Here is a 26178-nt window from a genome sequence, read left to right as displayed (position 1 = left end):
TCCTACACTACTGTTTGAATTTGGAATTGCTGCTGTCGTACCGTTTCACAGGATAATCTATCAACGAATTATTTACAGGTAGGTATAATCTGTTGCTTCGTGCCAGTTTATATAGCAGTTAGTGAAGTTAAGGGTGTTAGATTCGGCCTCGGAGCATCATAGCGATTTCATTGGGAGTAGGGGCCAATTCCAAAGCCGTTTCTTCGGTGATTCGTCCTTCTTTGTATAAGTTAAAAAGAGATTGGTTGGCTGTGATCATGCCGTCGTATTCCCCATCTTTCATTAACTCGGCCATTTCTTCGTACTTACCTTGACGAACATAATCTTTCACCGTTTCTGTATTGATCAGAATGTCATGGAAACCAGCCCGTTTACCATCGGTTGTGCAACATAGTCCCTGGGCAATAATGGCGACTAAAGATTCTGCAAGAGCCGTTCGCATCGCCGGTTGTTCTTCTGCTGTATAGAGGGTTAAAACCCGTTCTAGCGTTTTAATCGCACTATTCGTATGGAGCGTTCCCATGACCAAGTGGCCCGTTTGGGCTGCTTTCAGGGCCGTATTGACCGTTTCCTTGTCCCGCATTTCCCCCACCAGAATAATATCGGGGTCTTCCCGTAAAGCCGCTTTGAGGGCATTGTCAAATTTATGGGTGTGCATCCCCACTTCCCGTTGTTTGACCAGCGATCGCCGACTTTGATGCACAAATTCCACCGGATCTTCAATGGTAATAATATGTTTCGAGTGTTCCTTATTGATGTAATCCACCATTGCGGCCATGGTTGTGGATTTCCCTGAACCCGTTGGCCCGGTGACAAGAATCAGTCCTTTATGGGAATCAGACACCGTTCTTAGTATTTCAGGAAGCCTCAACTGCTCCATCGTCAGAATTTTGAGCGGAATGAGTCGCAATACCATTGCTGGGCCTCGCAAACTGCCAAAGACATTGATCCGGACCCGGGCAAAATCATACTGAGTCGCGCCATCAAATTCCAATTCTCGCTGAAATTTTTGGATCTCATCTTCACTCAGAATTTCCCGCAACCAACTCATAAAGGTCGGTAGATCAACCTCAGGATAGGCCAACGCCAACATTTCACCGCGATCGCGCATCCGAGGAATTTCCCCTACGCCCAAATGCACATCCGAATATCCTTCATCAAAGGCCATGCGAATTAATTCCGCTAAACTAGGCTGTCCGGCAGCGCGTCCCGTAGAACGAGGTGTTCCTGTTGAGACATTTGATACTGCCGGTGGAGCAACTGGCGGTGGCATGGGAGGAGCCTTGGGGATATTTTCCACCATCGGTAAGGGTGGCAGAGGCGGAGCAGCAGGACGAGGAGATTGAACCATAGGACAAGCACCAAATTTTGATACAAGGCAGGAGTTTACGTATTATTCTGGGAAAGAACATCAAAATTCTCCTTAAACTTTAGGATAAGGGAACTTTCCTCTTCTCGAAGCTAATATTCCCAAATCTTGAAATATAACTAACGTTCGTTGGCAATCAGCCGAAAAACTTAATTTTATGCGGGTTAACCCTGGATCTTTCCTCTATCGAAGTCTAACAGCCCAAATTTTCTGGCTCTGAAATGAGAAGTTCTCAGCATATTGTAAAGAAATGTTAACCTTGCTCACAGAAAATACAGGACACAACCCAAACGAGAGAAAAAACTTTTCTGTTTGGCCACGGGGATCAAGGAATACATAATCCCTAATAGATAGGTTTTTAGTTAAAATGGTCTTGAATGTGCTTTAACGCCTTTTAACACAGCTTAAAGATAGAACGGGTGTGACCTTTAGTTGATGAAGGAAAAGAAAAGTGTTAACATGAGATGAAAAGTGACAAAGAGGAAACAATGATGACAGCAAAACTAATTAATGTAGAGGGTTCAAAGATAAAAATAGAACTAACATTAGAACTCAGTCGTTCAATGTTGGATACAGAAATAAATATTCAAAAAGGCTTAAACGAAGTAGGTTGCATCGCCAGCAAAGAAGCCTTGAAATATTTAGATACAGATGGTTCACCCTTAAAAATCGGTGAAGAAATCTGGAAGAGTAAGGGAGAGCAACCGAAAGAATATCAAACACCTTATGGTGAGGTTATAGTGAATCGTCATGTATATCAGCGTTCACCTTTGAGGAAAAACGTATTGCCCCTTAGAAAGAGAAGCAAGGATAATCATAACATCAACGCCATTATTGGCAAAACAGGTATCCTCAAAAATGTCAGGGATGGCAGGCAAAGAGGTGAAAAATGATTTATTAGAAAATCATGGTAGAAAAGTAGCGCTATCCTATATCCAAAGATTGAGTGAAGCAGTAGGAAGTGTGGTACAGGCAAAAGAAGAAGCGTGGAGTTATGCCCCGCCCAAGGAGGATAGCCAAATTGCAACAGTGGGAATAGGATTAGATGGAACCTGTATGCTGATGTGTGAGGATGGCTACCGTGAAGCAATGGTGGGAACCGTTTCCCTATACGATAGTGAGGGAGAACGTCAACAGACAATCTATCTAGGTGCGGCACCAGAGTACGGAAAAAAGAGTTTTCTAGAAAGATTGGAAAGAGAAATTGAGCGAGCGAAAAACCGTTATCCAGAGGCAAAATTTGTCGGTATAGCAGATGGTGCAGAATCAAATTGGAAGTTTTTAGAAAAGCAGACGGAAGAACAGATATTAGATTTCTATCATGCCTCTGGTTACTTAGGAGCGTTGGCAGAAGCGTTGCATCCGAATACCGTGTCAAAACAAAAAGAATGGTTGACTGAAAATTGTCGAGAACTCAAGCATGAAAAAGGAAAAGCAGGAGAACTGCTAAATCTGATGAAAGAAGTCAAAGAAGAAAAAAGTCATTCTAAGAATCTTACCGAGAAACTACAAGCGGCGATTACTTATTACGAGAATCATCAGCATCAAATGGATTATGCTGAATACTTAGAGAAAAAGTATCCGATTGGTTCAGGTGTTACGGAAGCAGCTTGTAAGACGTTGGTCAAACAACGATTATGTTGTTCAGGAATGCGATGGAAGGAAAAAGGAGCAGGAATTATTTTGAGCCTACGAGCTTTGGTATTGACCAAGGAACGATGGAGTCAATTTTGGGCAAAACTTGATCAATATGGGTTCCCTGTAGAACCCTGATTACAACAGCTTTTATCAACTAAAGGTCGCACCCAATGAAAGTAAGTCACTGTCCCGTTTTTATGGGTTCGATGGGAACATTGCTCACAGTGGATATTTTGGGAGGAGAAATACTCTGTGCCATCTAGCGGAATTAGTAATTGCTTGTCTAACACCTCATACCGAGTCAATATTCCTCTGGTCTTTAGTAGTTGATAAATGTCACTAAACACCACAAATAACGAATTGGCTTTGATTTTATCCAGGATATTGCGGATTTGATTGTCACTAGGTATTTTGATGGCACCGAATAGAGTTTGAAGATTATCCCTACCGTTGCGACTATGCAGTTGTCTTTGATGTTCTAGGAATGATTCACATGGGTGCGACTTTTAGTTGATGAAGGAAAAGAAAAGTGTTAACATGAGATGAAAAGTGACAAAGAGGAAACAATGATGACAGCAAAACTAATTAATGTAGAGGGTTCAAAGATAAAAATAGAACTAACATTAGAACTCAGTCGTTCAATGTTGGATACAGAAATAAATATTCAAAAAGGCTTAAACGAAGTAGGTTGCATCGCCAGCAAAGAAGCCTTGAAATATTTAGATACAGATGGTTCACCCTTAAAAATCGGTGAAGAAATCTGGAAGAGTAAGGGAGAGCAACCGAAAGAATATCAAACACCTTATGGTGAGGTTATAGTGAATCGTCATGTATATCAGCGTTCAGTAGGAGGAAAAACGTATTGCCCCTTAGAAAGAGAAGCAAGGATAATCATAACATCAACGCCATTATTGGCAAAACAGGTATCCTCAAAAATGTCAGGGATGGCAGGCAAAGAGGTGAAAAATGATTTATTAGAAAATCATGGTAGAAAAGTAGCGCTATCCTATATCCAAAGATTGAGTGAAGCAGTAGGAAGTGTGGTACAGGCAAAAGAAGAAGCGTGGAGTTATGCCCCGCCCAAGGAGGATAGCCAAATTGCAACAGTGGGAATAGGATTAGATGGAACCTGTATGCTGATGTGTGAGGATGGCTACCGTGAAGCAATGGTGGGAACCGTTTCCCTATACGATAGTGAGGGAGAACGTCAACATACAATCTATCTAGGTGCGGCACCAGAGTATGGAAAAAAGAGTTTTCTAGAAAGATTAGAAAGAGAAATTGAGCGAGCGAAAAAACGTTATCCAGAGGCAACATTGGTCGGGATAGCAGACGGGGCAGAATCAAATTGGAAGTTTTTAGAAAAGCAAACGGAAGAACAGATATTAGATTTCTATCATGCCTCTGGTTACTTAGGTGCCTTGGCAGAAGCGTTGCATCCGAATACAGTGTCAAAACAAAAAGAATGGTTGACTGAAAATTGTCGAGAACTCAAGCATGAAAAAGGAAAAGCAGGAGAACTGCTAAATCTGATGAAAGAAGTCAAAGAAGAAAAAAGTCATTCTAAGAATCTTACCGAGAAACTACAAGCGGCGATTACTTATTACGAGAATCATCAGCATCAAATGGATTATGCTGAATACTTAGAGAAAAAGTATCCGATTGGTTCAGGTGTTACGGAAGCAGCTTGTAAGACGTTGGTCAAACAACGATTATGTTGTTCAGGGATGCGATGGAAGGAAAAAGGAGCAGGAATTATTTTGAGCCTACGAGCTTTGGTATTGACCAAGGAACGATGGAGTCAATTTTGGGCAAAACTTGATCAATATGGGTTCCCTGTAGAACCCTGATTACAACAGCTTTTATCAACTAAAGGTCGCACCCGATAGAACGGAGTTACGCTTAAGCTATCCCCAATTGTCAAGCCCAAAATATTAATTTATATTACAATTCGCTCATTTTTCCTTGCAGATTGCCTATACTTGTTTTTACGCACTCCAATTCCGAGAGAGTTGTGGGGGAAGCGGTTGTTATGTTGTTGTTATTGCTGGAGAAAATCTGATGGAACTGTCCTCTAGAGACGGTTTGGGAAATATCCATTCCTGGGTTGTTTTGAGAAGTTTCCTTGTTTGGACATTTACCCTAACCGTTTGTTGGTTAGTGGTTGGCTTTCCGTTGGTAGTTTTGATGGCAACTGTTGGTGTTTTAGCCACAGTGGTTTTGCAATCTGTTCTACCCATAAGTGCCGTTCTTTTAGTCTCTGGAAGCTTATTTGGCGGTAATATTCTGGCTGTTCTAGTCGGAGCAGGTATTCTAACGGCAAAAGGAATTAATCCTCAAGAAGTCCGTTGGCTTAGCTGGCTACATGGCCAATCTAGCCCTAAACATACGACGGTATATGCGGCTTGTCCTCTGACCTGCGGATTGATTCAATAATCTATTTAACGTCTGATGTGAGTTAAAATAACCTAGTAGTCAGCAAGGGTTTTAGCCCCCCCTTTAATTAGAGAAAGCATCAATTAAACGAGTTTACGCCATTCCATGCTCCAACTCACATCAGGCGTATTTAATTAAAGAATGATGTTTTTCGGCTCTTAACAATTACAGTGATCGCTGAAACGACGCAAAATCGTTCCAAATTTATTTTTGCTAAGCTAGTATCCCCGGCCCGTGCCGGGTTTTTTATTGAAACTTGATGGAATTATCCTTTTAGGGGGAAAACAACTTCCTAAATTTGGCAGGGTGTGACCTTTATTTGATGAAGGGAGAAAAAAGTGTTAACATGAGATGAAAAGTGAAAAAGAGGAAACAATGATGACAGCAAAACTAATTAATGTAGAGGATTCAAAGGTAAAAATAGAACTAACATTAGAACCTGATTGACTGACAAAAGTTTGCCTTGATGCCACTCAAAGCCCCTTCTAGCAAGGGTTTTAGGTGATCAAGATCGTTTTATGGCTTTGTCTCGCCTGTAATCCTTGTCAGCTAAGGGTTTCAGGGGTTAGTGAGCCATGTTTTGTCAGTCAACCAGCATTAGAACTCAGTCGTTCAATGTTGGATACAGAAATAAATATTCAAAAAGGCTTAAACGAAGGTAATCGTTCGGAGGGAGTGTAACAGCTACTGAGGTAACAAAGGGGTGTGACCTTTAGTTGATGAAGGAAAAGAAAAGTGTTAACATGAGATGAAAAGTGACAAAGAGGAAACAATGATGACAGCAAAACTAATTAATGTAGAGGGTTCAAAGATAAAAATAGAACTAACATTAGAACTCAGTCGTTCAATGTTGGATACAGAAATAAATATTCAAAAAGGCTTAAACGAAGTAGGTTGCATCGCCAGCAAAGAAGCCTTGAAATATTTAGATACAGATGGTTCACCCTTAAAAATCGGTGAAGAAATCTGGAAGAGTAAGGGAGAGCAACCGAAAGAATATCAAACACCTTATGGTGAGGTTATAGTGAATCGTCATGTATATCAGCGTTCACCTTTGAGGAAAAACGTATTGCCCCTTAGAAAGAGAAGCAAGGATAATCATAACATCAACGCCATTATTGGCAAAACAGGTATCCTCAAAAATGTCAGGGATGGCAGGCAAAGAGGTGAAAAATGATTTATTAGAAAATCATGGTAGAAAAGTAGCGCTATCCTATATCCAAAGATTGAGTGAAGCAGTAGGAAGTGTGGTACAGGCAAAAGAAGAAGCGTGGAGTTATGCCCCGCCCAAGGAGGATAGCCAAATTGCAACAGTGGGAATAGGATTAGATGGAACCTGTATGCTGATGTGTGAGGATGGCTACCGTGAAGCAATGGTGGGAACCGTTTCCCTATACGATAGTGAAGGCGAACGTCAACATACAATCTATCTAGGTGCGGCACCAGAGTATGGAAAAAAGAGTTTTCTAGAAAGATTGGAAAGAGAAATTGAGCGAGCGAAAAACCGTTATCCAGAGGCAACATTGGTCGGGATAGCAGACGGGGCAGAATCAAATTGGAAGTTTTTAGAAAAGCAAACGGAAGAACAGATATTAGATTTCTATCATGCCTCTGGTTACTTAGGTGCCTTGGCAGAAGCGTTGCATCCGAATACCGTGTCAAAACAAAAAGAATGGTTGACTGAAAATTGTCGAGAACTCAAGCATGAAAAAGGAAAAGCAGGAGAACTGCTAAATCTGATGAAAGAAGTCAAAGAAGAAAAAAGTCATTCTAAGAATCTTACCGAGAAACTACAAGCAGCGATTACTTATTACGAGAATCATCAGCATCAAATGGATTATGCTGAATACTTAGAGAAAAAGTATCCGATTGGTTCAGGTGTTACGGAAGCAGCTTGTAAGACGTTGGTCAAACAACGATTATGTTGTTCAGGGATGCGATGGAAGGAAAAAGGAGCAGGAATTATTTTGAGCCTACGAGCTTTGGTAAGCTGTCATCAGTTTAACTTGCAATAATACTTGAGCCCTTGTTTTTGATTTTACGTCCCCAACATATTGTCAATCCACCTTCATTAAGAAGTTTATGGATGAGAGATTCTAATTCTTCAATTGATTTGAATAATTTATTTGCAATATATTCTTTTGCTGAATGCCATACCAATTCCATTAAATTATAATCGGGACTATAGGGTAGGGCTGATTCATTCTCTGGTTTGATTCCTTTTTTGTCTCTCTTCAATCGCTTATGGGGTAAGCAAAGTAAGGTATTTTTAAAAATTTTCAGATATTTATTCTGAGAAATCGCCTTAAAACCTTGCCAGATAAGGATTTGATTGATTGAGATTTGTTAGAATGAATCAGCCCTAGGACTATAGGGGGGTAAAAACTCCAAAATAATGTTTGGCATTTCTTCCGTGCTCTCGTCTAGAATTTCTTGCTTTTTGTGGAAGCTCGCATTATCTAAAATAATCACAATCTTCAGACCATTCTTTTCAAAGTCTTCTTTTTTATTTCCTTGTTCTATCCATTCTCTTTGTATGTCTTTGTAAAATTTTAATAATACACTCTTGAAGTTCTGAGAGTTACCAGTGGGAATCAAATCAACCCACCGTTTTTTGTCAGTATATCTAATACCACCCATTACATTGACTCTTCCTTTTCTTCTATCTCCCCTCACTTTTTTACGCTTTCCTTTTTTTGTCCAATGTTTTCTCCGTATTATTCTTAAGCTGAAGCCACTTTCATCCCAAAACCATATCTGGATTGATTCTGGCTTTTCTTTCAAAAGCTTCTTGTACTCTTCAACTTTCTTTCTAAATTCCTCTCTTTTTTGCTCATCTTGTTTATCTTCTAGACTATATTTTGCCCAGATGTAGACAAATCGCTTTTTTTTAAGCATATTTCTAAGTTGTGTATTTCCTAACAATATACCCGTTTCTTTTTCCATATGAGTTGATAGTCTTGCTACTGTCCAACGTCCAAATTCATATCCAAACTCTTCAGGCTCTTTGATTATTATCTCCGTCAATTTCTCTATGTATTCTTCTGTTACTTTCCTGTGATTTCCTTTTTTTCTTTTGTCTCTTAAGCTTTCTATCTCTTTCGGATTTCCATTATTATACCAGTACCACACTTGTCGTTTGCAACATCCTAATAATCCTGATATTTCATCATACGTTTTTCCTTCATTTCTCAGTAACATAATCAATATTCTCTCTCTTGTAACTGCGTGCTCTTCCGTTTTAAGGGCTTTTTGTAGCTCTTTCTTGGTCTTTTGGTCTAAGAAGTTTAACGTCAGCATAGTCATACAAAAAAGTAAGTCTATATATCCTACCTTATATCCACTTAGAGTGATGACAGCTTATTGACGAACAGCAATTCTCAGTTTTAGACACAGCAAGCCTTTTAGGGATTTAAAGAACATTTTAAAGGGGTTTTTGGGGCAATCCTAGATGTACTATTGTGCCTAAAAGCTTGAAGACTCGTAAAATGAACTTGTTAATCCCGTTGAATTTTCCCCCGTATTACGCGAACTAAAACCTGAAACCCTTGCTACAGCGCAAATTTAGAATTGCTGATTGACGAAGGAACGATGGAGTCAATTTTGGGCAAAACTTGATCAATATGGGTTCCCTGTAGAACCCTGATTACAACAGCTTTTATCAACTAAAGGTCGCACCCTAACAAAGGGGTGTGACCTTTAGTTGATGAAGGAAAAGAAAAGTGTTAACATGGGATGAAAAGTGACAAAGAGGAAACAATGATGACAGCAAAACTAATTAATGTAGAGGGTTCAAAGATAAAAATAGAACTAACATTAGAACTCAGTCGTTCAATGTTGGATACAGAAATAAATATTCAAAAAGGCTTAAACGAAGTAGGTTGCATCGCCAGCAAAGAAGCCTTGAAATATTTAGATACAGATGGTTCACCCTTAAAAATCGGTGAAGAAATCTGGAAGAGTAAGGGAGAGCAACCGAAAGAATATCAAACACCTTATGGTGAGGTTATAGTGAATCGTCATGTATATCAGCGTTCACCTTTGAGGAAAAACGTATTGCCCCTTAGAAAGAGAAGCAAGGATAATCATAACATCAACGCCATTATTGGCAAAACAGGTATCCTCAAAAATGTCAGGGATGGCAGGCAAAGAGGTGAAAAATGATTTATTAGAAAATCATGGTAGAAAAGTAGCGCTATCCTATATCCAAAGATTGAGTGAAGCAGTAGGAAGTGTGGTACAGGCAAAAGAAGAAGCGTGGAGTTATGCCCCGCCCAAGGAGGATAGCCAAATTGCAACAGTGGGAATAGGATTAGATGGAACCTGTATGCTGATGTGTGAGGATGGCTACCGTGAAGCAATGGTGGGAACCGTTTCCCTATACGATAGTGAAGGCGAACGTCAACCTACAATCTATCTAGGTGCGGCACCAGAGTATGGAAAAAAGAGTTTTCTAGAAAGATTAGAAAGAGAAATTGAGCGAGCGAAAAACCGTTATCCAGAGGCAACATTGGTCGGGATAGCAGACGGGGCAGAATCAAATTGGAAGTTTTTAGAAAAGCAAACGGAAGAACAGATATTAGATTTCTATCATGCCTCTGGTTACTTAGGTGCCTTGGCAGAAGCGTTGCATCCGAATACCGTGTCAAAACAAAAAGAATGGTTGACTGAAAATTGTCGAGAACTCAAGCATGAAAAAGGAAAAGCAGGAGAACTGCTAAATCTGATGAAAGAAGTCAAAGAAGAAAAAAGTCATTCTAAGAATCTTACCGAGAAACTACAAGCGGCGATTACTTATTACGAGAATCATCAGCATCAAATGGATTATGCTGAATACATAGAGAAAAAGTATCCGATTGGTTCAGGTGTTACGGAAGCAGCTTGTAAGACGTTGGTCAAACAACGATTATGTTGTTCAGGGATGCGATGGAAGGAAAAAGGAGCAGGAATTATTTTGAGCCTACGAGCTTTGGTATTGACCAAGGAACGATGGAGTCAATTTTGGGCAAAACTTGATCAATATGGGTTCCCTGTAGAACCCTGATTACAACAGCTTTTATCAACTAAAGGTCGTACCCCAGCAATCACCGATAAACCTTCCATATTCAACGTTTCTTGACAGTCTTTGATTATCTGGGGAAACACCTTTTTATCCGATTCATTGCCATCTCCTAATTGCATAAAGAGAGGGACACCACCATCTCCACTACATATCATATTTAACATAAACTGTTTTAGGTCTGGTCGTTTATCTCTGGAATAACCAAATTTTATTTTTATGGCTTTTGTCTGCTCGTCTTCCTCATCTTCTATCCTTTCCTTATACTTCCCTTGTACAGACATTGAGGTTGAGTCTAAATGCTTTGACTTTTGTTCTATTCCAAAGATTGCTGCCGCTTTTAGGACTATTTTCGTGAACAGTTTTTTTACCCCCACTCCAAATACCTTATCCAATGACCTTCCTAGCTTGTCATCATTTAAATCTTCTGCTTTTATTCCTTCTCCTAATAGGTGTTCTAATGCTTTTCCTTTAAAAAATTCACTCAACAAATATAACGGAGCATTGATACATCCTAAGCAGTTTAATATCATTGCTTTTACTATTGTACCTACACTGAGCTTTTCTTGAGGATGAGTTCCCACTTCCTCATCGATAATTTCTACTAAACCCATTTCATCTATAATTCCCGCTACGATTCCTAAGTGGTCGAGGTCTTTAATATTTAGGTTATTCATTTTTACTGTTGATTCTATCTAAGACAAGACTCCATTTTAGAACTTTATTAACATTTTTTATCCTTGCCCGAAATCAATGCACAAGTACCGATACTAGCTCGCGTGAACTAGTGCTCCTCTTCGATAACCTGCGGAATGTGGGTTGGAGCATTAACAGTAGTAAGGCTTTAAGCTTGCTCAAGGTCGCTGAACTTAATCATTGCTGGACTTCCCTTTGGTTTCCTGTTCAATCTTGTTAATCGGAACTGGTATCGTCTGATCAAAGTTGGAAAAAGTTATGGCGTAAGGCTTTGAGAAAATAGAAAAATAGTTTAAGACTAGACATCGGCCCGTTTTTATTATACTATTATTATTGTCATTATATCAAAGAAGAAGGAAATAGAAAACAATGTCAATATTAAAGAAAAGCTCTATGAAAATCCTGAATGATGTTGGCTTGTGCCAAGAGAAAGAGGATGCCTTATTCAAGAAAAACTGTCCTCATTGCTATAGTGAAAACGTAAAAATACATTCTCATTATCAAACGAAAGGTAACGGGGAACGTAAAATGTTCATTTGTCAAGAATGTAGTTCTTGTTTTGCTGAGACTTATGGTAGCGTAATCGCTGGCTTAGAAACCCCATTAAGTGAAATTGTAAAAGTATTAAAAGCCAGAATGGAAGGAATAGGATTAAATGCAGCAGCCCGAGCATTCGGCTACGCGAAAACAACAATATTGAATTGGGAAAAGAAATTATCAGGATTACAAGAGACATTATTTTTATACGCCTTAGTGAATGAATTTGTTAAATTAGTAATAGAAGGGGATGAACTATACACAAAAGTTGGAAAAAATAAAGAAGCAAGTGCCTCTGAGGGGTGGACAATCGTTCTCATGGACAGAGCAAGCCGCTTTATTTGGCATTTAAAATGTGGTCGAAAAGAGCAGAAATTATTTCTAGAAGCAATGATGACGGTAGCGGAATTATTTGAAAGGAGTGCAGAATCTCTCCAGTTATTTACAGATGGAGAAAAGCGATATAGTCAACTGCTATTTGATATTTGTCACGAAGTATTAAGGACTGGAAAGCGAGGTCGTCCCACCAAAGTATTACCGAAGGGTATGGTGGTAAGACTAAAAAATAAGAGTAGTAAACGTCGAGATTCTGAGGGTAAACTCAAGAAAGTAGAAACTCCGAAACCAGAACATCCTGAGACAACAGAAAAACCAGAAGAAAAGGACGTCCATGCCAACCACGTTGAGGCATTTAATAGTGCTATCCGACGCTATTTATCTGCCTTTCGTCGTCGTACAAATACTTATGCTAAATCTGTTGTGGGATTACAGCGAGTCCTAGATATTTTCTGGATGGTTCATAACTTTGTTCGCAGCCATTTTACTACGAGAAAAGTTCCTGCTGTAGCTCTCGGTATAATTGAAAAAGGGTTTACTTGGGAGGACTTACTCCAAATTCGCCTGATTTCTTGAACCTCCCGTATTGCAACGTTTGTAGCTTCTAGCTAGACGATACCAGTGCCTGTTAATCCTCAACTAATTATTTACAGGTAGAAATATTTCAAGGCTTCTTTGCTGGCGATACAACCTATACTGAACACGGTCACAAGTTGCGAATTTTAAAAATAAGAGATAATATAGTAAAAATAGAAAAAGTAGTCAAGAGGCTGAGAAATGATTAAGTTAGAATTTACGGAAGAAGACAAAAGACTGTTGTCTTACGGTCGGTTTAATCACCCGCATCCTAGAGTACAGCTAAAGATGGAAGTTTTATGGTTAAAAAGTCAGGGATTATCTCATCAAAAAATTGCTCAATTCGCAGGAGTTTCAGTAAATACGGTGACAAGCTATATCCGTGATTATCAAGAGGGCGGGATAGAAAAACTAAAAGAAATAAAATTTAATCGCCCGAAAAGCGAGTTAACAGAGCATCAAGGGACAATTGAGGCATATTTTGAGTCAAATCCACCAGCAAGAATAAATGAAGCAGTAAAAAGAATAGAAGAATTAACGGGAATAAAAAGAAGTCCAACGCAAGTCAGAAAATTTTTAAAGTCAATAGGAATGAGGTGTCTAAAGGTGGGAACAATTCCATCAAAAGCAGATGTAGAAGCTCAGGATAGCTATAGAGAAAAAGAGCTAGAACCAAGGCTAGAAGAGGCAAAAGCAGGAAAAAGGGCAGTTTTCTTTGTAGATGCCTCTCATTTTGTAATGGGAGAATTTGTAAATTTTATATGGTGCTTCAAAAGGATTTTTATTAAGTCACCATCAGGGAGAAAACGTTTTAATGTGTTAGGAGCATTAAATGCAATTACCCATGAAGTAATTATGGTAACGAACAGTTCTTATATTACGGGAACTCAGGTTTGTGAACTCCTAGAAAAGATAGCAGAATTAGGACTATTAATACCGATTACGTTGGTATTAGACAATGCTCGTTATCAAAAATGCCGAATTGTGCAGGAGTTGGCAGAATCATTAGGAATAGAGTTACTGTACTTACCTCCTTATTCTCCTAACTTGAATTTAATTGAAAGACTGTGGAAGTTTGTGAAAAAGAAGTGTTTATACGCAAAATATTATGAAGATTTTACGCAGTTTTCTGCAGCAATTTCAGGATGTCTTGAAGATGCTAACGTAAAATATAAGGAGGAGCTTGATTCTTTGCTCACCTTACGATTTCAACGCTTTGATAAATCTCAGATTATGAACGTTTGAAGTATACTTCGTTTGTAATCGTTCAGGGGGACAAAATCTGATAATCTAAAAGTCATGGAAGAAAAACAGCTACTAGAGACCTAAGTACAGGACAAAAAATGTAGGGAGTCGAGAAAAAGAGAAAAATTGGGTAGAGAAGGATTAAGAACAAGATGACGAAGATGGTCAAAACCAAGACGAAAAAGACTCTGCGCTAGGCGACCATGTTTCTTGAGGGGAATGGGATGAAGATGATGAATTGCTAGACCAGTTTTGAGAGACCAAGCCAAAGCTAAAGTCAGTAAAGCCAAAAGCTTACGAAGACGCTTGGGGTCAGTAAAGTGAGTAGATTCCAAGCAAAAGCCACGAGTCTTAAAGATGCCAAAAAGGGTTTCAATGCCCCAACGCAGGGCATAATCGTGAATAAGACCTTGGGAATCGGGATGTCCAATGACGATGAGTAGAGAATTATCAGGCAAGCGAAGAGCCTCTACAGAAACAGGATATCCCCAAACCCGACAACTCCCTTGAAGACGTTGAGATTCACTCTTTTGCAAGATGGGCAAAAATGACTTTGGCGGCCAAAAGCTTGCCATTGTGCTCAATCTTGTCCGTAGCCCGAATTCTCAGACAGAAAGCCAGTAGCGGTTCGAGCAGAAGATAGCGAAGCCAAGCCAAGCCTGACCAATAAACTCACGGTCGCCACATAAACAACGAATCAGGGCGGTGGGAAAAATCTTGAGCATCTCCTCGATAAAACGCATTCGTTCATCACTGTTAGAATTGCCCTTTTTCTTGCTAAGCATCCACCACAAGATGGGAATGGCTACTCCTTCATGGACAATGCCGACAGTGAGGATATTATAACCATGACTGCCAAACTCCCAGGTTGTGCGGTCAATACTTAGGGCTTGCTGAAAAAGTCAAAAAACGAAAGAAATGTGGGTTAGGGAAGTATGGACTGAAAAAGCATAGATAACTTATCCTTATGGAAACAAATCAAAATACAGATTTTGTTTAATCTATTGTTCCTTTCTGCCTAAAAAGGTCAACACAAATCACTCCTCACAAAAGAGAGGAAAATTAACACCATTTTTCACAAGAAAAACGACTCTACAACTTTTTACTTTTTGTTTTCTTTTTTGTCTTCTGAAGTAGAGTAGAAAGATTCATTACCAAAAAGTTCATCGCAATTACCGTTTCCGAGGTCTCAGGTAGTTTGGCCATCACTCGACCAAGACTAAATTTCCTCTTTCCCTGTCCGAATTTACCCTCAATGGCATTACGCACTCTTTCATCTGAGCGTGCCTCTTTCTTTTTTTCTTTGCTCACCTCTTTCGGCGGTCTTCCCAATCGGGGACCACTCATTCTTATATCCCTTTCTTTACAATAAGCTCGATTCGCTTTTGTTCGATAGATTTTATCCACATGAACCGATTCCGGATAACATCCTGTTTCCCTTTTATATTCTTCTATTCGCGCTTGTAAATCTCCCGATTCGTTGTAATTATCCCAACTTAATTTGTCTAAGAAGACAAAGCCATTCACATTACTTGCCGATATTTTAGCTCCAAACTCTACTGCTTTTCCCGCTTTTCCACGCACTATTGGACGCACGTGAGGTTGGCTTACACTCACAATTCTGTTTTCTACTTTATTTGTCTTTTTTTCATACATTTCTAACTGTTGCTCATACACTTTTCCTATCGTTACAAGCTCTTCTTGCTCTTTTTTCGTTAGTTTTTCTAACTTTGCTCCCTCTTCTATCATTTTTTCTATATCAGACAAGTTTCTTTTTATATATCCTAGTTGTTTTTTTGTTCCTTTTCTTCTTTCTTTTTTTGACACACGACGTTTTTTTGCTATGGCTAAGTACTCTTTTCTTGCCACTTCCCTATAAGTCCTCGGCTTTTCTTTCCTTTTCTCTTTTATTTCTTCATACAGCTTATCTATTATTTTTTCTGTTTTTTCTCTTGCATCATTCAATATTCCTATATCCGTTGGATATTTTATATCTGCTGGTGTACAAGTCGCATCTAACAATAACTTTCCTTCATTTTCTTTTTTTTCTGACGCTACACCCGTCGCTTTTTTTTCTATTTCTTTATTAATTTTATTTATTAATTCCATTCCTATTTTTTTACGAAAATGAACCATCATTGACGCATTAAATGCTTCTTTGCTACTATAGCTTTCCATTCCTATAAAGTACTGTAAATAAGGGTTCTCTTTTATTTGTTCTACTGTTTCTCTGTCACTTTTTCCTGAAATTTCTTTGATAATTAATGCTCCTAATGCCATTCTAAATGATTTGGCTGGGGCTCCTTTTTTTTCTGTGAAGTTTTTTGCATATTCTTCCTCATATTCTTCCCAGGGAATCATTTTTGACATTTCTATCCAACGATTTTCTTCGTCTAACTGCCCGCCGAACAGATTTTTCAAGTTTTCTGGTGTTTCAATTGAGTACTGTTGCTTTCGGTACATCTGCTTTCTCTCTTCTTAATGCAATGGTTTTGAGGCATTCTACCCTATTTTCGTGCATTCTAGCGGTTCTTAATTCGCCTACTATTTTTCTCCGTAAAGGTTTCAGCTTTTTTCAGCAAGCCCTACTTAATACCCAAGGTTGAGGGATATCCAGCCAACTGACTACAATACGGGCAATGTGATGGTAATCCAGCTCAAATCCTGAGAAAAAGCGTTGTAAGCGTTTGTAATGAGAATCCACCAATGCCCGACCTTCAAAACCCAGGGCCAATTCTTTAAGGTTAACCGTTTTCACTTTGAGGAGGGCGAGTAAGAACAAGGCTAGGAAGGAGAGTCTGGCACCATGCCATCCCAAATGGGGTTTTAGGGCTTGTTTCAATGCGTTATATTGGTTCATGGGTTTTCTTACATTACGTTCATCTTCCATGAAACCCCTTTCTCTTATACTTTTCAAGCCTTTTGTCCTGTACTTAGACTAGAGACAGCCGAAATTGACGAAAATGATTGGGAGCAAACCCCAGTCAGCGTCAGAAATCTGGTGGTAAAATTATTCGATAAGATAGAGCAACTAGAAAAACACCTCAAAGAATTGCAGGAAACAAACGAAAAGATTAGCGAAAAAGTCAATCAGAATTCTCAAAACTCAAATAACCCTCCTACGTCAGAGCCGCTAAATGTTGAAATTCCCAAGAAAAAAAAGAAACTGGGTGGAAAAAAGAGAGGAGGGCAAATAGGTCATAAAGGTCATAGCCGCTTTTTGTATTCAGAAGAAAAGTGTAAGGAAATTATCGAACACCATCCTGATAGCTGTAAGTGTTGCGGTGAAAAACTAAGGGGAATAGACCCAAACCCCTATCGTCATCAAATAGTAGAGATACCGCCCATCGTTCTAGAAATAGTAGAACATAGGGTACATGAAAGAGTTTGTGATAATTGTGGACAAAAAACGAGAGCGATATTACCCCCAGAAGTAGAAAGGAGTGGTTATGGGGAAAGAGTAGTAGCCCTAGTGGTCTGTCAATTTTCTATTTGTGGATAAAGACGCTTGAGACGGATACGAGCCTCAGCCGTCGTGAATTGCCAATCTACCGACTTTTGGGAATGATTGCGCTGAGTGTACCAAGCCGTTGTTTCTTGCTCTAAAGTTTCCCGATCTGGAATTCGACGAGCTAGGCATTGCCGAGTCATTGCGGACAGCTCGTTTTCAGCAATATTAAGCCAACTGCCATGTTTTGGGGTATGGTGAATTTCCAACCGTTCGACTAGACGACGAGCCGTGGAAGGCTCAAATGCTTCATATAGTGAGGCAAGTTTGTGAGTATTTAGCTGATCACATACTAAAATGACTTTGTCGTTATCAGCATAGTCGTTATCGAGTAAATTCTTAATTTCTGTTGCCCAGTCAACCGATGTTCTACGTTCACTGACAACTGTCTTTCGCCACCCAGACAAGGGTTCTGTAAACATAAAGATATTGGCTGTTCCATTGCGTTCATATTCGTAATCATGCGCCTCTGGCTGTCCAGGTTTGGCTGGTAGAGGAAGGCGGGTTTCTTTGACCAATTGTATAGGTTGCTCATCCATGCAAATCACTGGACAATTGGGGTCATAGGGTCGGTGATAAATTTCTAGAACATCTTCCATGTTAGACACAAATTCGGCACTCTTTTCTGGTGGAATCACGTACATCTGTCGCAGATGAGGTTTTAGTTCGTTTTTTTTAACACTTGACGCACGGTTTCGTGACTAATTGCTGGCACAATTTCTAACTCGACCGCCTTGTCGGCTAGTAACCTCAATGTCCAACGGGCTTGACCAGCAGGCGGTTCTCCACAACGTAAGGCGATTAGTTTTGCTTCTACCTCTCCATCAATAATCGGTTGACGAGGCGGCGTTTTGCGGGGCTTGCGGCTTAATGCTGACTCCACACCTTCATTGACCAATCGCTCCCTGAGATTGGCGACTGTGTTACGGTGACAACTAAAGGCGGCGGCAGCTTCCTCATCCGTCCATCCTTGTCCATTCACATCAATGTTTAACAGAATATTGGCGTGCTTAATTTTGTAAGCCGCTCCTTTGCCGATGGATACCAAATCTTTTAGGGTCTGACGTTCTTCTTGACTTAATCGGACAATATAGGTCTTGAGCATGGTTACTTATTACGATATCTGTTGAGGTAATGAATAGCCTCTCCATTTTCCCTCAAATTCACAATCTTTAGCTTGACAGACCACTAGGGCTTGCTGAAAAAGTCAAAAAACGAAGGAAATGTGGGTTAGGGAAGTATGGACTGAAAAAGCACAGATAACTTATCTTTATAGAAAGAAGTCAAAATACAGATTTTGTTTAATCTATTGTACTTTTATTTCTGGACAGTGGGAAGTTCTCGATGCGGGTAAGTGGAGAAAAGAAAATCGGACATCCGATACCAAAGAGTGCCGTTATGTCCGAAACTGGCTGATATAACAGCAATTCTCAGTTTTAGACACAGCAAGCCTTTTAGGGATTTAAAGAACATTTTAAAGGGGTTTTTGGGGCAATCCTAGATGTACTATTGTGCCTAAAAGCTTGAAGACTCGTAAAATGAACTTGTTAATCCCGTTGAATTTTCCCCCGTATTACGCGAACTAAAACCTGAAACCCTTGCTACAGCGCAAATTTAGAATTGCTGCTGATATAAGAAAATCGATAGCCAGTGCTATCTATCAATTATGCAACTATGCAGGGCGAACGCATCTAAAAATGATACAGATACAAGAACATTATAGAGGGATGGATAAGGGAAAATAAGGGAAAGTGCATAGAAAACAAAAGCGATGAAACTCCGACCCAAATATAGACTGGTAGAACACTTTGCCGAAATAGATGACCCTCGCATCGAACGAACAAAACGGCATAAACTCATTGATATTCTAACGATTGCCATCTTAGCCGTCATTTGTGGAGCAGAAGGTTGGGTAGCCATGGAAAGTTTCGGCAAGGCTAAACATCAATGGCTAAAAAAAATTTTGGAATTGCCGAATGGCATCCCCTCCGACGATACGTTTGCGCGTGTATTTGCTAGTCTGAATCCAGAGCAATTTCAAGACTGTTTTCTGCATTGGGTCAAAAGTATAGCGGAGGTAAGTGAAGGAGAAGTGATAGCGATTGACGGCAAAACCCTTCGCCACTCCTATGACAATGCCAACGGAAAGGGCGCAATTCAGATGGTAAGTGCATGGGCAACAGCAAATCGTCTAGTACTAGGACAGTGCAAGGTGGAAAGCAAATCGAATGAAATCACGGCGATTCCTAAACTCCTGAAAATGCTAGAGGTCAAAGGTTGTATCGTAACGATTGATGCCATGGGAACTCAGACAAAGATTGCCCAACAGATAGTAGGGCGAGGGGGAGATTATGTTTTGGCATTGAAAGGCAATCAAGGTAATTTATGTGAGGATGTTGAACAATTATTTGCTCATGCTCAATCGGTTAATTTTGTGGGAATTAAGCATGATTTTCATCAAACAATAGACAAGGGACATGGACGGATTGAAATTCGCCGTTGCTGGACGATGGAACAAACAGAATTTTTGCTGGGTGGGGAGAAATGGGCAAAGTTGACGAGCATCTGTATGATTAAAGCGGAGAGACGATTGAAAGACAAAACAGAGTATGAGACTCGCTACTATATCAGTAGCCTGCCGAGTAATGCTCAAAAATTATCCCAATCTGTTCGTAGTCATTGGTTGATAGAAAACTCTTTACATTGGGTTCTAGACTTGGCCTTCAACGAGGATGCTTGTCGCATTCGTAAGGATTTTGCTCCTGAGAATTTAGCCGTCTTACGCCATATCGCTCTTAACTTGCTCACAAAGGAAAATACTCTGAAACTTGGTATCAAGAATAAACGGCTACGCGCTGGTTGGGACGAGGACTATCTCCTTAAGGTTTTACTCGGATAAGATGCGTTTGCCCTGCCTCAAAAACAGCAATTCCGAATTCAAACGGTAACATAGGATACAGACATGATCTTGTTTTTATGAGTATAAGAGATATTAACCTAATCTCTGAGTTTTTTTTGCATTCCCTCCTCGAATCTCGGTCTCTTAGAGAGTCAGTAACCTGCAAACAAACTTGATCAATCACTAAATAGAGCATTACATTGATTCTAAATATTGGCATTAAACCCCTTGACCATAAGCACTTCAGGGATTTTGTATCTTTAGCTACATTCTGAATTTGGAATTGCTGTATTGTGCTAGTCGCCAGATGAAGTATTTTGGCGACAAGTTAGTCGTCGTGAGCAGCCTTGAGGGTGTCCCTTTGGTTTATTCTCTCGTCCCTGCTCATAGTGACGAACGGGAAGCAGCAGAATCCGTATTGCAGTTCATTCAAGGCTGCGACATCTTGGCGGACAAGGGATTTATTAGTACTGATTGGCAGTTCGAGATATCGAGAACTACAGGTAATCGAGTCTCTACAGCTAAGAGAGTCAATCAACATCAACAAACTCCTCCTGTCTTTGAGCGGCTTCTTCAGCATTTTCGAGAATGGATTGAGGGAGTTTTCAATGAGGTGCAAAATACAGGACGCAACTTGGAGCGATTGCTCAGAAAGAAAGTTGAGGGACTCTGTGTCCATGTTGCCGCTAAAATGGCAAGTCATACGCTACGTATATTGTTGCGCCAGCTTTTTGGCACTGATGTTCTCACTTTTGAGCAGACTCCTGTTCAATCTTTTGGACAACTCACATAAGGCGTAGAGTTTATCTCTGACGGACTATTCTTAATAGTTTTTCAAACGATACGGGTAAAGGTGCGATCGCTTCTAGGAGAGTTTCGGTAAGGGGATGAATCAAGGTTAAACGACGGGCATGGAGGGCTTGACCAGGTAAATTGACTGGGGAATGGCCAGCACTATAGACCGGATCACCGACAATGGGATGGCCTAACTCTTTACTATGAACTCGAATTTGATGGGTGCGTCCCGTTTCTAATTGGAATTCCATCAGGGTATAGTTACCCAATCTTTCTAAAATCTGCCAATGGGTGACAGCTTCCCTTCCCCCTTTTTCCATTGTAATAATGGCCATCTTTTGGCGATCGCGGGGATGGCGACCAATAGGCAAATCAACCGTTCCAGATTGGGTTTTAGGCGTACCGTAAATCAATCCCCAATATTCTCGACGGGCAGTTTTTGCTTTGAGTTGGGCCTGAAGATGCTGAAAAGCGTGATCGGTCTTGGCAATCACCATCGCTCCCGTGGTGTCCTTATCCAAACGATGCACAATGCCTGGCCGTTGTATGCCACCAATACCCGTTAGATCAGGACAATGGGCCAAAAGCGCGTTAACGAGGGTTCCCTGGCTATGACCTGGGGCGGGATGCACCACCAAACCAGCCGGTTTATTAATAATAATTAAACTACTGTCTTCATAAAGAATATCCAGGGGAATAGCTTCGGCCTTGACTTCTAAGGGCTGCACCAGAGGAATCGTCACCACCAAGCGATCGCCGTTTTTAATCAGCCGTTGTTTTTCAAGACAAATCTGAGTATTAACCTTGACCTGTCCCTGTTCAATTAACTTTTGCAGCCGTGATCGTGATAAGCCCGACAATTGGGCGGCTAACCAGCTATCTAATCTAACAGCAGGGTTTTCTGTCGGTAACTCTACGGGCAATTCGAGAATTTCTGGAATTTCTGGCGGGGAAAAATTTGGCATACTAATAACCTTAGCAGGATCAACCGCGATCGCGGCAGGAAGTAGTGCTCAACTGTAAAGTTTTATAACAACTAAAGAAAATTCCAAAAATATTGAAGAAGATTATAGTAGAGGAAATAACACATGGTTGAGGGAGATGAGTGTCCTATTGCCAGTCTTGCTAAAAATGGTCACAATCTCCGTGATCATTGGCATTTTAGTCGGTCTTATCTTTGTCATTGGGATAAAAATTTTTCGAGGCAAACGAGAAACCGTTAATAGTTTGGTTAATTCTAGCAATTTGGTAGGCGTTTTTGGAGAAGTGCAAATCCCCTTCGATCAAAAAACGAAAGGCAAAATTCGTGTCAATATTCAAGGCTCCATGATTGACATAGTTGCTTGCACCCATTCTGATGAATCTTTTTTTGTAGGGGATCAGGTCTTTGTCATTGAAGCTCACAATAATCAGGTTTGGGTCATTCCCAAGGATAACCTGAAACAAGATTTATCTGCATAAAAACGGATTTAATTTTTCATTCCAGTTAACTACTTTTTAAATTTATTGCTAATAACTGATCATGTTAAACTATAACACTTTTAAACCCACTGCTTCTGGCCCCCTGGCCCAAACCCAAACGGAGGGCGTTAACCCCAGTTATCGCGATGATAGTAATGGCTATAATGGCCTTTTCTTAGCAGGTGCTCCCATTGCACTATTTATCATTGGAGTGCTGGCGTTTGTTTGGTTTGTCAATTCTTTCCTCTGTATTTGTAAGCCCAATGAGGTGGTGATTTTAACAGGGCGAAAACGCCAAACCAAGGAGGGGCATGATGTCGGTTATCGCGTTTTATCGGGAGGACGAGCGATTAGTATTCCTCTCTTAGAAACGGTTAAACGCATGGATGTGACCACGATGCCGATTCGGGTCGAAGTTCGCAATGCCTACGCCAAAGGGGGGACACCGATTAATATTCAGGCGATCGCCAATGTGAAAATTTCTAGTGATCCGGATATTGTGGGCAATGCCATTGAACGGTTTTTAGACCGCGATCGCAGTGAAATTGTGCGGGTAGCCAAGGAAACCTTGGAAGGGAATTTACGCGGTGTGGTAGCCACTTTAACCCCAGAACAAGTCAATGAAGATCGTCTCAGATTTGCCGAAAGTATTACCTCCGATGTCAGTCGAGATCTAATCAAATTGGGTTTAGAAATTGATACCCTGAAAGTGCAAAATGTTGCCGATGAAGTGGATTATCTCAATTCCTTAAGTCGAGAACGGATTGCTCTGATTATTCGGGATGCGGAAATTGCTGAATCGAATGCGCTCAGTGAAGCGGAACAAATTGAAGCCCAATGTGAAGAGGAAGCCCAGGTGGCAAAAACCCAGGATGAGATTATTGTTTTAGAAAAAAATAATGAGCTACGCAAAATCAGAGCCAAGTTAGAACAACAGGCCAAATCGGAAGAAGAAATTACGATCGCCGCCGCCGCCGAAAAACGGGCAAAAGTGGAACAAAAACTGCAAGAGGTTCGGGCAGAACGGGAACGTTTACGACTGCAAGCTGACCAGGTGTTACCGGCGATCGCAGATCGGGAGGCTCAAACTTTCTTTGCTCAGGGTAAAGCCGCCATTTCTGCTGAAAATGCCAAAGCAACAGCCCTAGTGAACGATATGTTAGCCAAAGTTTGGATCGAGACAGGGAAAGAAGCATCGGAAGTCTTTTTAATTCAACAACTCGAAACAATTTTAAAAGAGTCAGTCAAAATTCCCCAACATTTACAACTGGATAAAATTAATATTGTCGATAATGGAGATGGGAAATCCTTGGCCAGTATTATTAAAGTTTATCCTGAAATTGTGGGTCAATTCCTCGAAAACATTAAACAAACCCTCGGTGTGGATGTGGTTGGCACTCTCACGAAATCCAGTTCGGTCACATCAGAAGAATCCGAGCACTCTTAATTTCTCAGAATTCTCAGAAACATTCTCTCTATTGAGGGATTGAAGAAAGGGAAAGGAAGAATTTAAAGACTTTTAACTTTATTTACTTTTGCAACAGGCAATCATCATGGGTACAATCATCACGCTATTAGCCATTTTTGGCATGGGAATCGGCTCTGGACTGTTCGTTCTGCGACGTTTATATTTTATTTGTCAACCCAGTGAAGTTTTGATTTTTGCCGGTAGCAGACGCTCGGTTTCCGATAATAAAAGTGTGGGTTATCGTCTAGTTAAAGGTGGTAGCAGTATTAAGATTCCGGCCTTGGAACAGGTTTTTCGCATGGATTTAACCAATATGATCATTGATCTAAAAGTGGTCAATGCCTATTCTAAAGGGGGAATTCCCTTGATTTTGGCGGGAGTTGCGAATATTAAAATTGCGGGGGAAGAACCGACTATTCACAATGCGATCGAACGTTTACTGGGTAAAAAGCGATCGGAAATTGAACAATTAGCTAAGGATACGTTAGAAGGAAATCTGCGCGGTGTGTTAGCCAGTTTGACCCCAGAAGAAGCCAATGATGATCAAATTGCTTTCGCTAAAAATCTTTTATTAGAAGCGGAAGATGATCTGGCTAAATTAGGTTTGATTTTGGATAGTTTACAAATTCAAACTATTTCCGATGAAGTACGCTATTTGGATTCCATCGGTCGTAAACAACAGGCAGATTTAAAACGGGATGCTCGTATTGCCGAAGCTAAAGCTCGTGCCGAGTCTATTATTAAGGATTCTGAGAATCAACGAATTACCGCCCTACGACGCATTCAACGGGATTTAGAAATTGCCAAAGTAGATGCGGAAAAACGGGTGCGAGATGCCCAAAGTAAGCGGATAGCCATGATTGCGGAAGTGGAATCGGTGGTTATGTCCCAATTGGCCAAGGTTCAGGCTGAAGTAGCGGTAGAAACGGAACGCATTAAACAGGTTGAGCGACAATTACAAGCTGATGTCATTGCCCCCGCCGAAGCGCGTTGTAAACAGGAGATTGCCCAGGCTCAGGGTAAGGCGGCAACGATTGTGGAAGAGGGAAAAGCCCAAACGGAAGGGATTCAAGCCTTGGCTCAATCATGGTTAGCCGCAGGGAGTCATGCTAAAGAGATCTTTTTATATCAAAAGTTAGAACCGTTATTGCGGATGATGGCGAGTAGTGTACCGGATGTCACCGTAGAAACCGTTACAGTTATTGATAGTAATAACGATAATTCCGGGGGAAGTATCCCTAAATTAGCCAGCTTTTTGGAACAGTTAAAACAAACAACGGGCTTAGATGTCCCAGAGGTAATTAACCATTTAACCCATTCTCCGACAACCGCAATCGCTCCCAAAACGGTTAAGGATATTCCCTATGCCAATACGCCGATGGTTGATCTGCCGAAGAAGTCTTAGAGGCTGGGCTATTTAAAAAGGAAGTTTGAGTTCGATTCCTGTTTTGCTAACTAAGTCGGTCATATTATTGGCGATCGCTCTTGATTTGGCTGAAACTTTTACCCCAAAAACTGCGATCGCGGGTTAGGGTTTTGGCATAGACCAAAAATACTTAGCAGCCCCGCCCAGAACAATAATGATTAGACCCACCAGGATGCTTCGGTTAATAAATTCCTGAAATTCCAATCGCTTACCTAGTCCAGAGACTTTCTCATCTACTAGGCTGATTTGTCCTGATAGCTTTTCTTCTACTAGGCTGATTTGTCCTGATAGCTTTTCTTCCATTCTGGCCTGATTGATCTTAAGGTCGGTAAGGTCATTCTCGATACGTTCTAAGCGGTTGTCAATTTTACTTAAGATGTCTTTAATGTCGGTTTCAACGATAGTCGGTGACATAGGTTATAACTCCTTTAGATTTTGTTTGCCTGGGTTGGGACAAGTTGGTCGCTTCTTCTTTTCTGCTTTCTATGGTAATTGATCCAAGGATTAGGTGATCGCACCTTGGTTGTCTCCTAAGTTTTTCTTGGCAAGCCTGCGACTTATGTAGGCATCAGCATCGCTAGGATTGAGTTTAATGGCCTGATCATAATCAGTGATCGCCCCTTGATAATCTTCTATTTTCTTTTCTATCTGTAATTCCATTTTATCAAATCGCTTATCGCTTATCCATTGAATCCAATCGTTTCTCTACATTATCAACTTTGGTTTCTA

21 protein-coding genes and 6 pseudogenes are annotated in these 26178 nt (G+C 40.5%); 15 read left to right on the top strand and 12 right to left on the bottom strand.

What is annotated here, in order from left to right; translation table 11 throughout:
- Window positions 1-136: 136 nt before the first annotated feature.
- On the bottom strand, window positions 137-1351 hold the full coding sequence (locus KA717_05155; protein ID UXE62226.1) for a type IV pilus twitching motility protein PilT: 1215 nt from the start codon (window positions 1349-1351) through the stop codon (window positions 137-139).
- Between the two features lie 509 nt (window positions 1352-1860).
- On the opposite strand from KA717_05155, the pseudogene KA717_05150 reads away from it, so the two are divergent.
- Window positions 1861-3142: pseudogene (locus KA717_05150) on the top strand (ISKra4 family transposase).
- Here the strand turns inward: KA717_05150 and KA717_05145 are convergent.
- Window positions 3115-3354, bottom strand: a complete 240-nt coding sequence (locus tag KA717_05145) for a hypothetical protein (protein UXE62225.1) — start codon at window positions 3352-3354, stop codon at window positions 3115-3117. The pseudogene KA717_05150 and the gene KA717_05145 sit on opposite strands and share 28 nt — an antisense overlap.
- 222 nt (window positions 3355-3576) lie before the next feature.
- Here KA717_05145 and KA717_05140 point away from each other — a divergent pair, with 222 nt between their 5' ends.
- The 5 genes from KA717_05140 (at window position 3577) to KA717_05120 (ending at window position 7458) form a co-directional block, all read left to right on the top strand.
- A complete protein-coding gene (locus tag KA717_05140) occupies window positions 3577-4857 on the top strand; it encodes an ISKra4 family transposase (GenBank protein ID UXE64554.1) in 1281 nt (426 codons plus the stop codon).
- 211 nt (window positions 4858-5068) lie between these two features.
- A complete protein-coding gene (locus tag KA717_05135) occupies window positions 5069-5443 on the top strand; it encodes a hypothetical protein (GenBank protein UXE62224.1) in 375 nt (124 codons plus the stop codon).
- Window positions 5444-5944: 501 nt separating this feature from the next.
- Window positions 5945-6124, top strand: coding sequence for a hypothetical protein (locus tag KA717_05130; GenBank protein ID UXE62223.1), 180 nt, complete (start codon window positions 5945-5947; stop codon window positions 6122-6124).
- A 67-nt stretch (window positions 6125-6191) separates the two neighbouring features.
- Entirely contained in the window at window positions 6192-6620 is a 429-nt protein-coding gene (locus tag KA717_05125; GenBank protein UXE62222.1) for a hypothetical protein, read from the top strand.
- Window positions 6586-7458 carry a hypothetical protein gene (locus tag KA717_05120; GenBank protein ID UXE62221.1) on the top strand — a complete coding sequence of 291 codons (873 nt, stop codon included), beginning with the start codon at window positions 6586-6588 and terminating at the stop codon, window positions 7456-7458. The genes KA717_05125 and KA717_05120 overlap by 35 nt, the downstream gene beginning before the upstream one ends.
- On the opposite strand, the pseudogene KA717_05115 reads toward KA717_05120, so the two are convergent.
- Window positions 7445-7630: pseudogene (locus tag KA717_05115) on the bottom strand (IS630 family transposase). The gene KA717_05120 and the pseudogene KA717_05115 overlap by 14 nt on opposite strands.
- A gap of 159 nt (window positions 7631-7789) precedes the next feature.
- Window positions 7790-8749, bottom strand: coding sequence for an IS630 family transposase (locus KA717_05110; GenBank protein ID UXE62220.1), 960 nt, complete (start codon window positions 8747-8749; stop codon window positions 7790-7792).
- 456 nt (window positions 8750-9205) lie between these two features.
- On the opposite strand from KA717_05110, the pseudogene KA717_05105 reads away from it, so the two are divergent.
- Window positions 9206-10487: pseudogene (locus tag KA717_05105) on the top strand (ISKra4 family transposase).
- Here the strand turns inward: KA717_05105 and KA717_05100 are convergent.
- A complete protein-coding gene (locus KA717_05100; protein ID UXE62219.1) occupies window positions 10460-11179 on the bottom strand; it encodes an IS1634 family transposase in 720 nt (239 codons plus the stop codon). The pseudogene KA717_05105 and the gene KA717_05100 overlap by 28 nt on opposite strands.
- A gap of 388 nt (window positions 11180-11567) precedes the next feature.
- On the opposite strand from KA717_05100, the gene KA717_05095 reads away from it, so the two are divergent.
- Together KA717_05095 and KA717_05090 are read left to right on the top strand one after the other, a co-directional pair.
- The gene (locus KA717_05095) at window positions 11568-12647 is read left to right on the top strand and encodes an IS1 family transposase (protein ID UXE62218.1); all 1080 of its coding nucleotides are present in this window, start codon (window positions 11568-11570) and stop codon (window positions 12645-12647) included.
- 201 nt (window positions 12648-12848) lie between these two features.
- Complete coding sequence (locus KA717_05090; protein ID UXE62217.1) at window positions 12849-13892, top strand: IS630 family transposase; 1044 nt, start codon at window positions 12849-12851, stop codon at window positions 13890-13892.
- Between the two features lie 80 nt (window positions 13893-13972).
- On the opposite strand, the pseudogene KA717_05085 reads toward KA717_05090, so the two are convergent.
- The 3 pseudogenes from KA717_05085 to KA717_05075 form a co-directional block, all read right to left on the bottom strand.
- A pseudogene (locus tag KA717_05085) lies at window positions 13973-14779 on the bottom strand (IS4 family transposase).
- A gap of 238 nt (window positions 14780-15017) precedes the next feature.
- Window positions 15018-16355, bottom strand: a pseudogene (locus KA717_05080) (IS5 family transposase).
- A 124-nt stretch (window positions 16356-16479) separates the two neighbouring features.
- Window positions 16480-16752, bottom strand: a pseudogene (locus tag KA717_05075) (IS4 family transposase).
- Here KA717_05075 and KA717_05070 point away from each other — a divergent pair.
- Window positions 16744-17394 carry a DUF6444 domain-containing protein gene (locus KA717_05070; protein ID UXE62216.1) on the top strand — a complete coding sequence of 217 codons (651 nt, stop codon included), beginning with the start codon at window positions 16744-16746 and terminating at the stop codon, window positions 17392-17394. The pseudogene KA717_05075 and the gene KA717_05070 overlap by 9 nt on opposite strands.
- Here the strand turns inward: KA717_05070 and KA717_05065 are convergent.
- Window positions 17373-18505, bottom strand: a protein-coding gene (locus KA717_05065) for an IS630 family transposase (protein UXE62215.1) whose coding sequence is annotated in 2 segments (ribosomal slippage) — window positions 17373-18085 and window positions 18085-18505 — 1134 coding nt in all. Because the reading frame shifts where the segments join, the coding sequence is not laid out codon by codon here. The genes KA717_05070 and KA717_05065 overlap by 22 nt on opposite strands.
- A 666-nt stretch (window positions 18506-19171) precedes the next feature.
- Here KA717_05065 and KA717_05060 point away from each other — a divergent pair.
- The gene (locus KA717_05060; GenBank protein ID UXE62214.1) at window positions 19172-20299 is read left to right on the top strand and encodes an ISAs1 family transposase; all 1128 of its coding nucleotides are present in this window, start codon (window positions 19172-19174) and stop codon (window positions 20297-20299) included.
- A gap of 307 nt (window positions 20300-20606) precedes the next feature.
- Window positions 20607-21092: a hypothetical protein gene (locus KA717_05055; protein ID UXE62213.1), complete on the top strand. Its 486-nt coding sequence runs from the start codon at window positions 20607-20609 to the stop codon at window positions 21090-21092.
- A 10-nt stretch (window positions 21093-21102) separates the two neighbouring features.
- Here the strand turns inward: KA717_05055 and KA717_05050 are convergent, their stop codons facing one another.
- Window positions 21103-22059: an RluA family pseudouridine synthase gene (locus KA717_05050; protein UXE62212.1), complete on the bottom strand. Its 957-nt coding sequence runs from the start codon at window positions 22057-22059 to the stop codon at window positions 21103-21105.
- 181 nt (window positions 22060-22240) lie between these two features.
- Here KA717_05050 and KA717_05045 point away from each other — a divergent pair, with 181 nt between their 5' ends.
- From KA717_05045 to KA717_05035, 3 genes are all read left to right on the top strand, one after another.
- On the top strand, window positions 22241-22555 hold the full coding sequence (locus KA717_05045; protein UXE62211.1) for a hypothetical protein: 315 nt from the start codon (window positions 22241-22243) through the stop codon (window positions 22553-22555).
- A 61-nt stretch (window positions 22556-22616) separates the two neighbouring features.
- On the top strand, window positions 22617-24002 hold the full coding sequence (locus tag KA717_05040; protein ID UXE62210.1) for a flotillin family protein: 1386 nt from the start codon (window positions 22617-22619) through the stop codon (window positions 24000-24002).
- 106 nt (window positions 24003-24108) lie between these two features.
- Window positions 24109-25428: a flotillin family protein gene (locus tag KA717_05035; GenBank protein ID UXE62209.1), complete on the top strand. Its 1320-nt coding sequence runs from the start codon at window positions 24109-24111 to the stop codon at window positions 25426-25428.
- A gap of 123 nt (window positions 25429-25551) precedes the next feature.
- Here KA717_05035 and KA717_05030 read toward each other — a convergent pair whose 3' ends face one another.
- Together KA717_05030 and KA717_05025 are read right to left on the bottom strand one after the other, a co-directional pair.
- Window positions 25552-25863 carry a hypothetical protein gene (locus KA717_05030; GenBank protein ID UXE62208.1) on the bottom strand — a complete coding sequence of 104 codons (312 nt, stop codon included), beginning with the start codon at window positions 25861-25863 and terminating at the stop codon, window positions 25552-25554.
- A 90-nt stretch (window positions 25864-25953) separates the two neighbouring features.
- Window positions 25954-26109: a tetratricopeptide repeat protein gene (locus KA717_05025; GenBank protein ID UXE62207.1), complete on the bottom strand. Its 156-nt coding sequence runs from the start codon at window positions 26107-26109 to the stop codon at window positions 25954-25956.
- Window positions 26110-26178: the final 69 nt, after the last annotated feature.

Source organism: Woronichinia naegeliana WA131 (assembly GCA_025370055.1).
Taxonomy (GTDB): domain Bacteria; phylum Cyanobacteriota; class Cyanobacteriia; order Cyanobacteriales; family Microcystaceae; genus Woronichinia; species Woronichinia naegeliana.
This window is presented reverse-complemented; position numbering and strand designations above follow the sequence as displayed.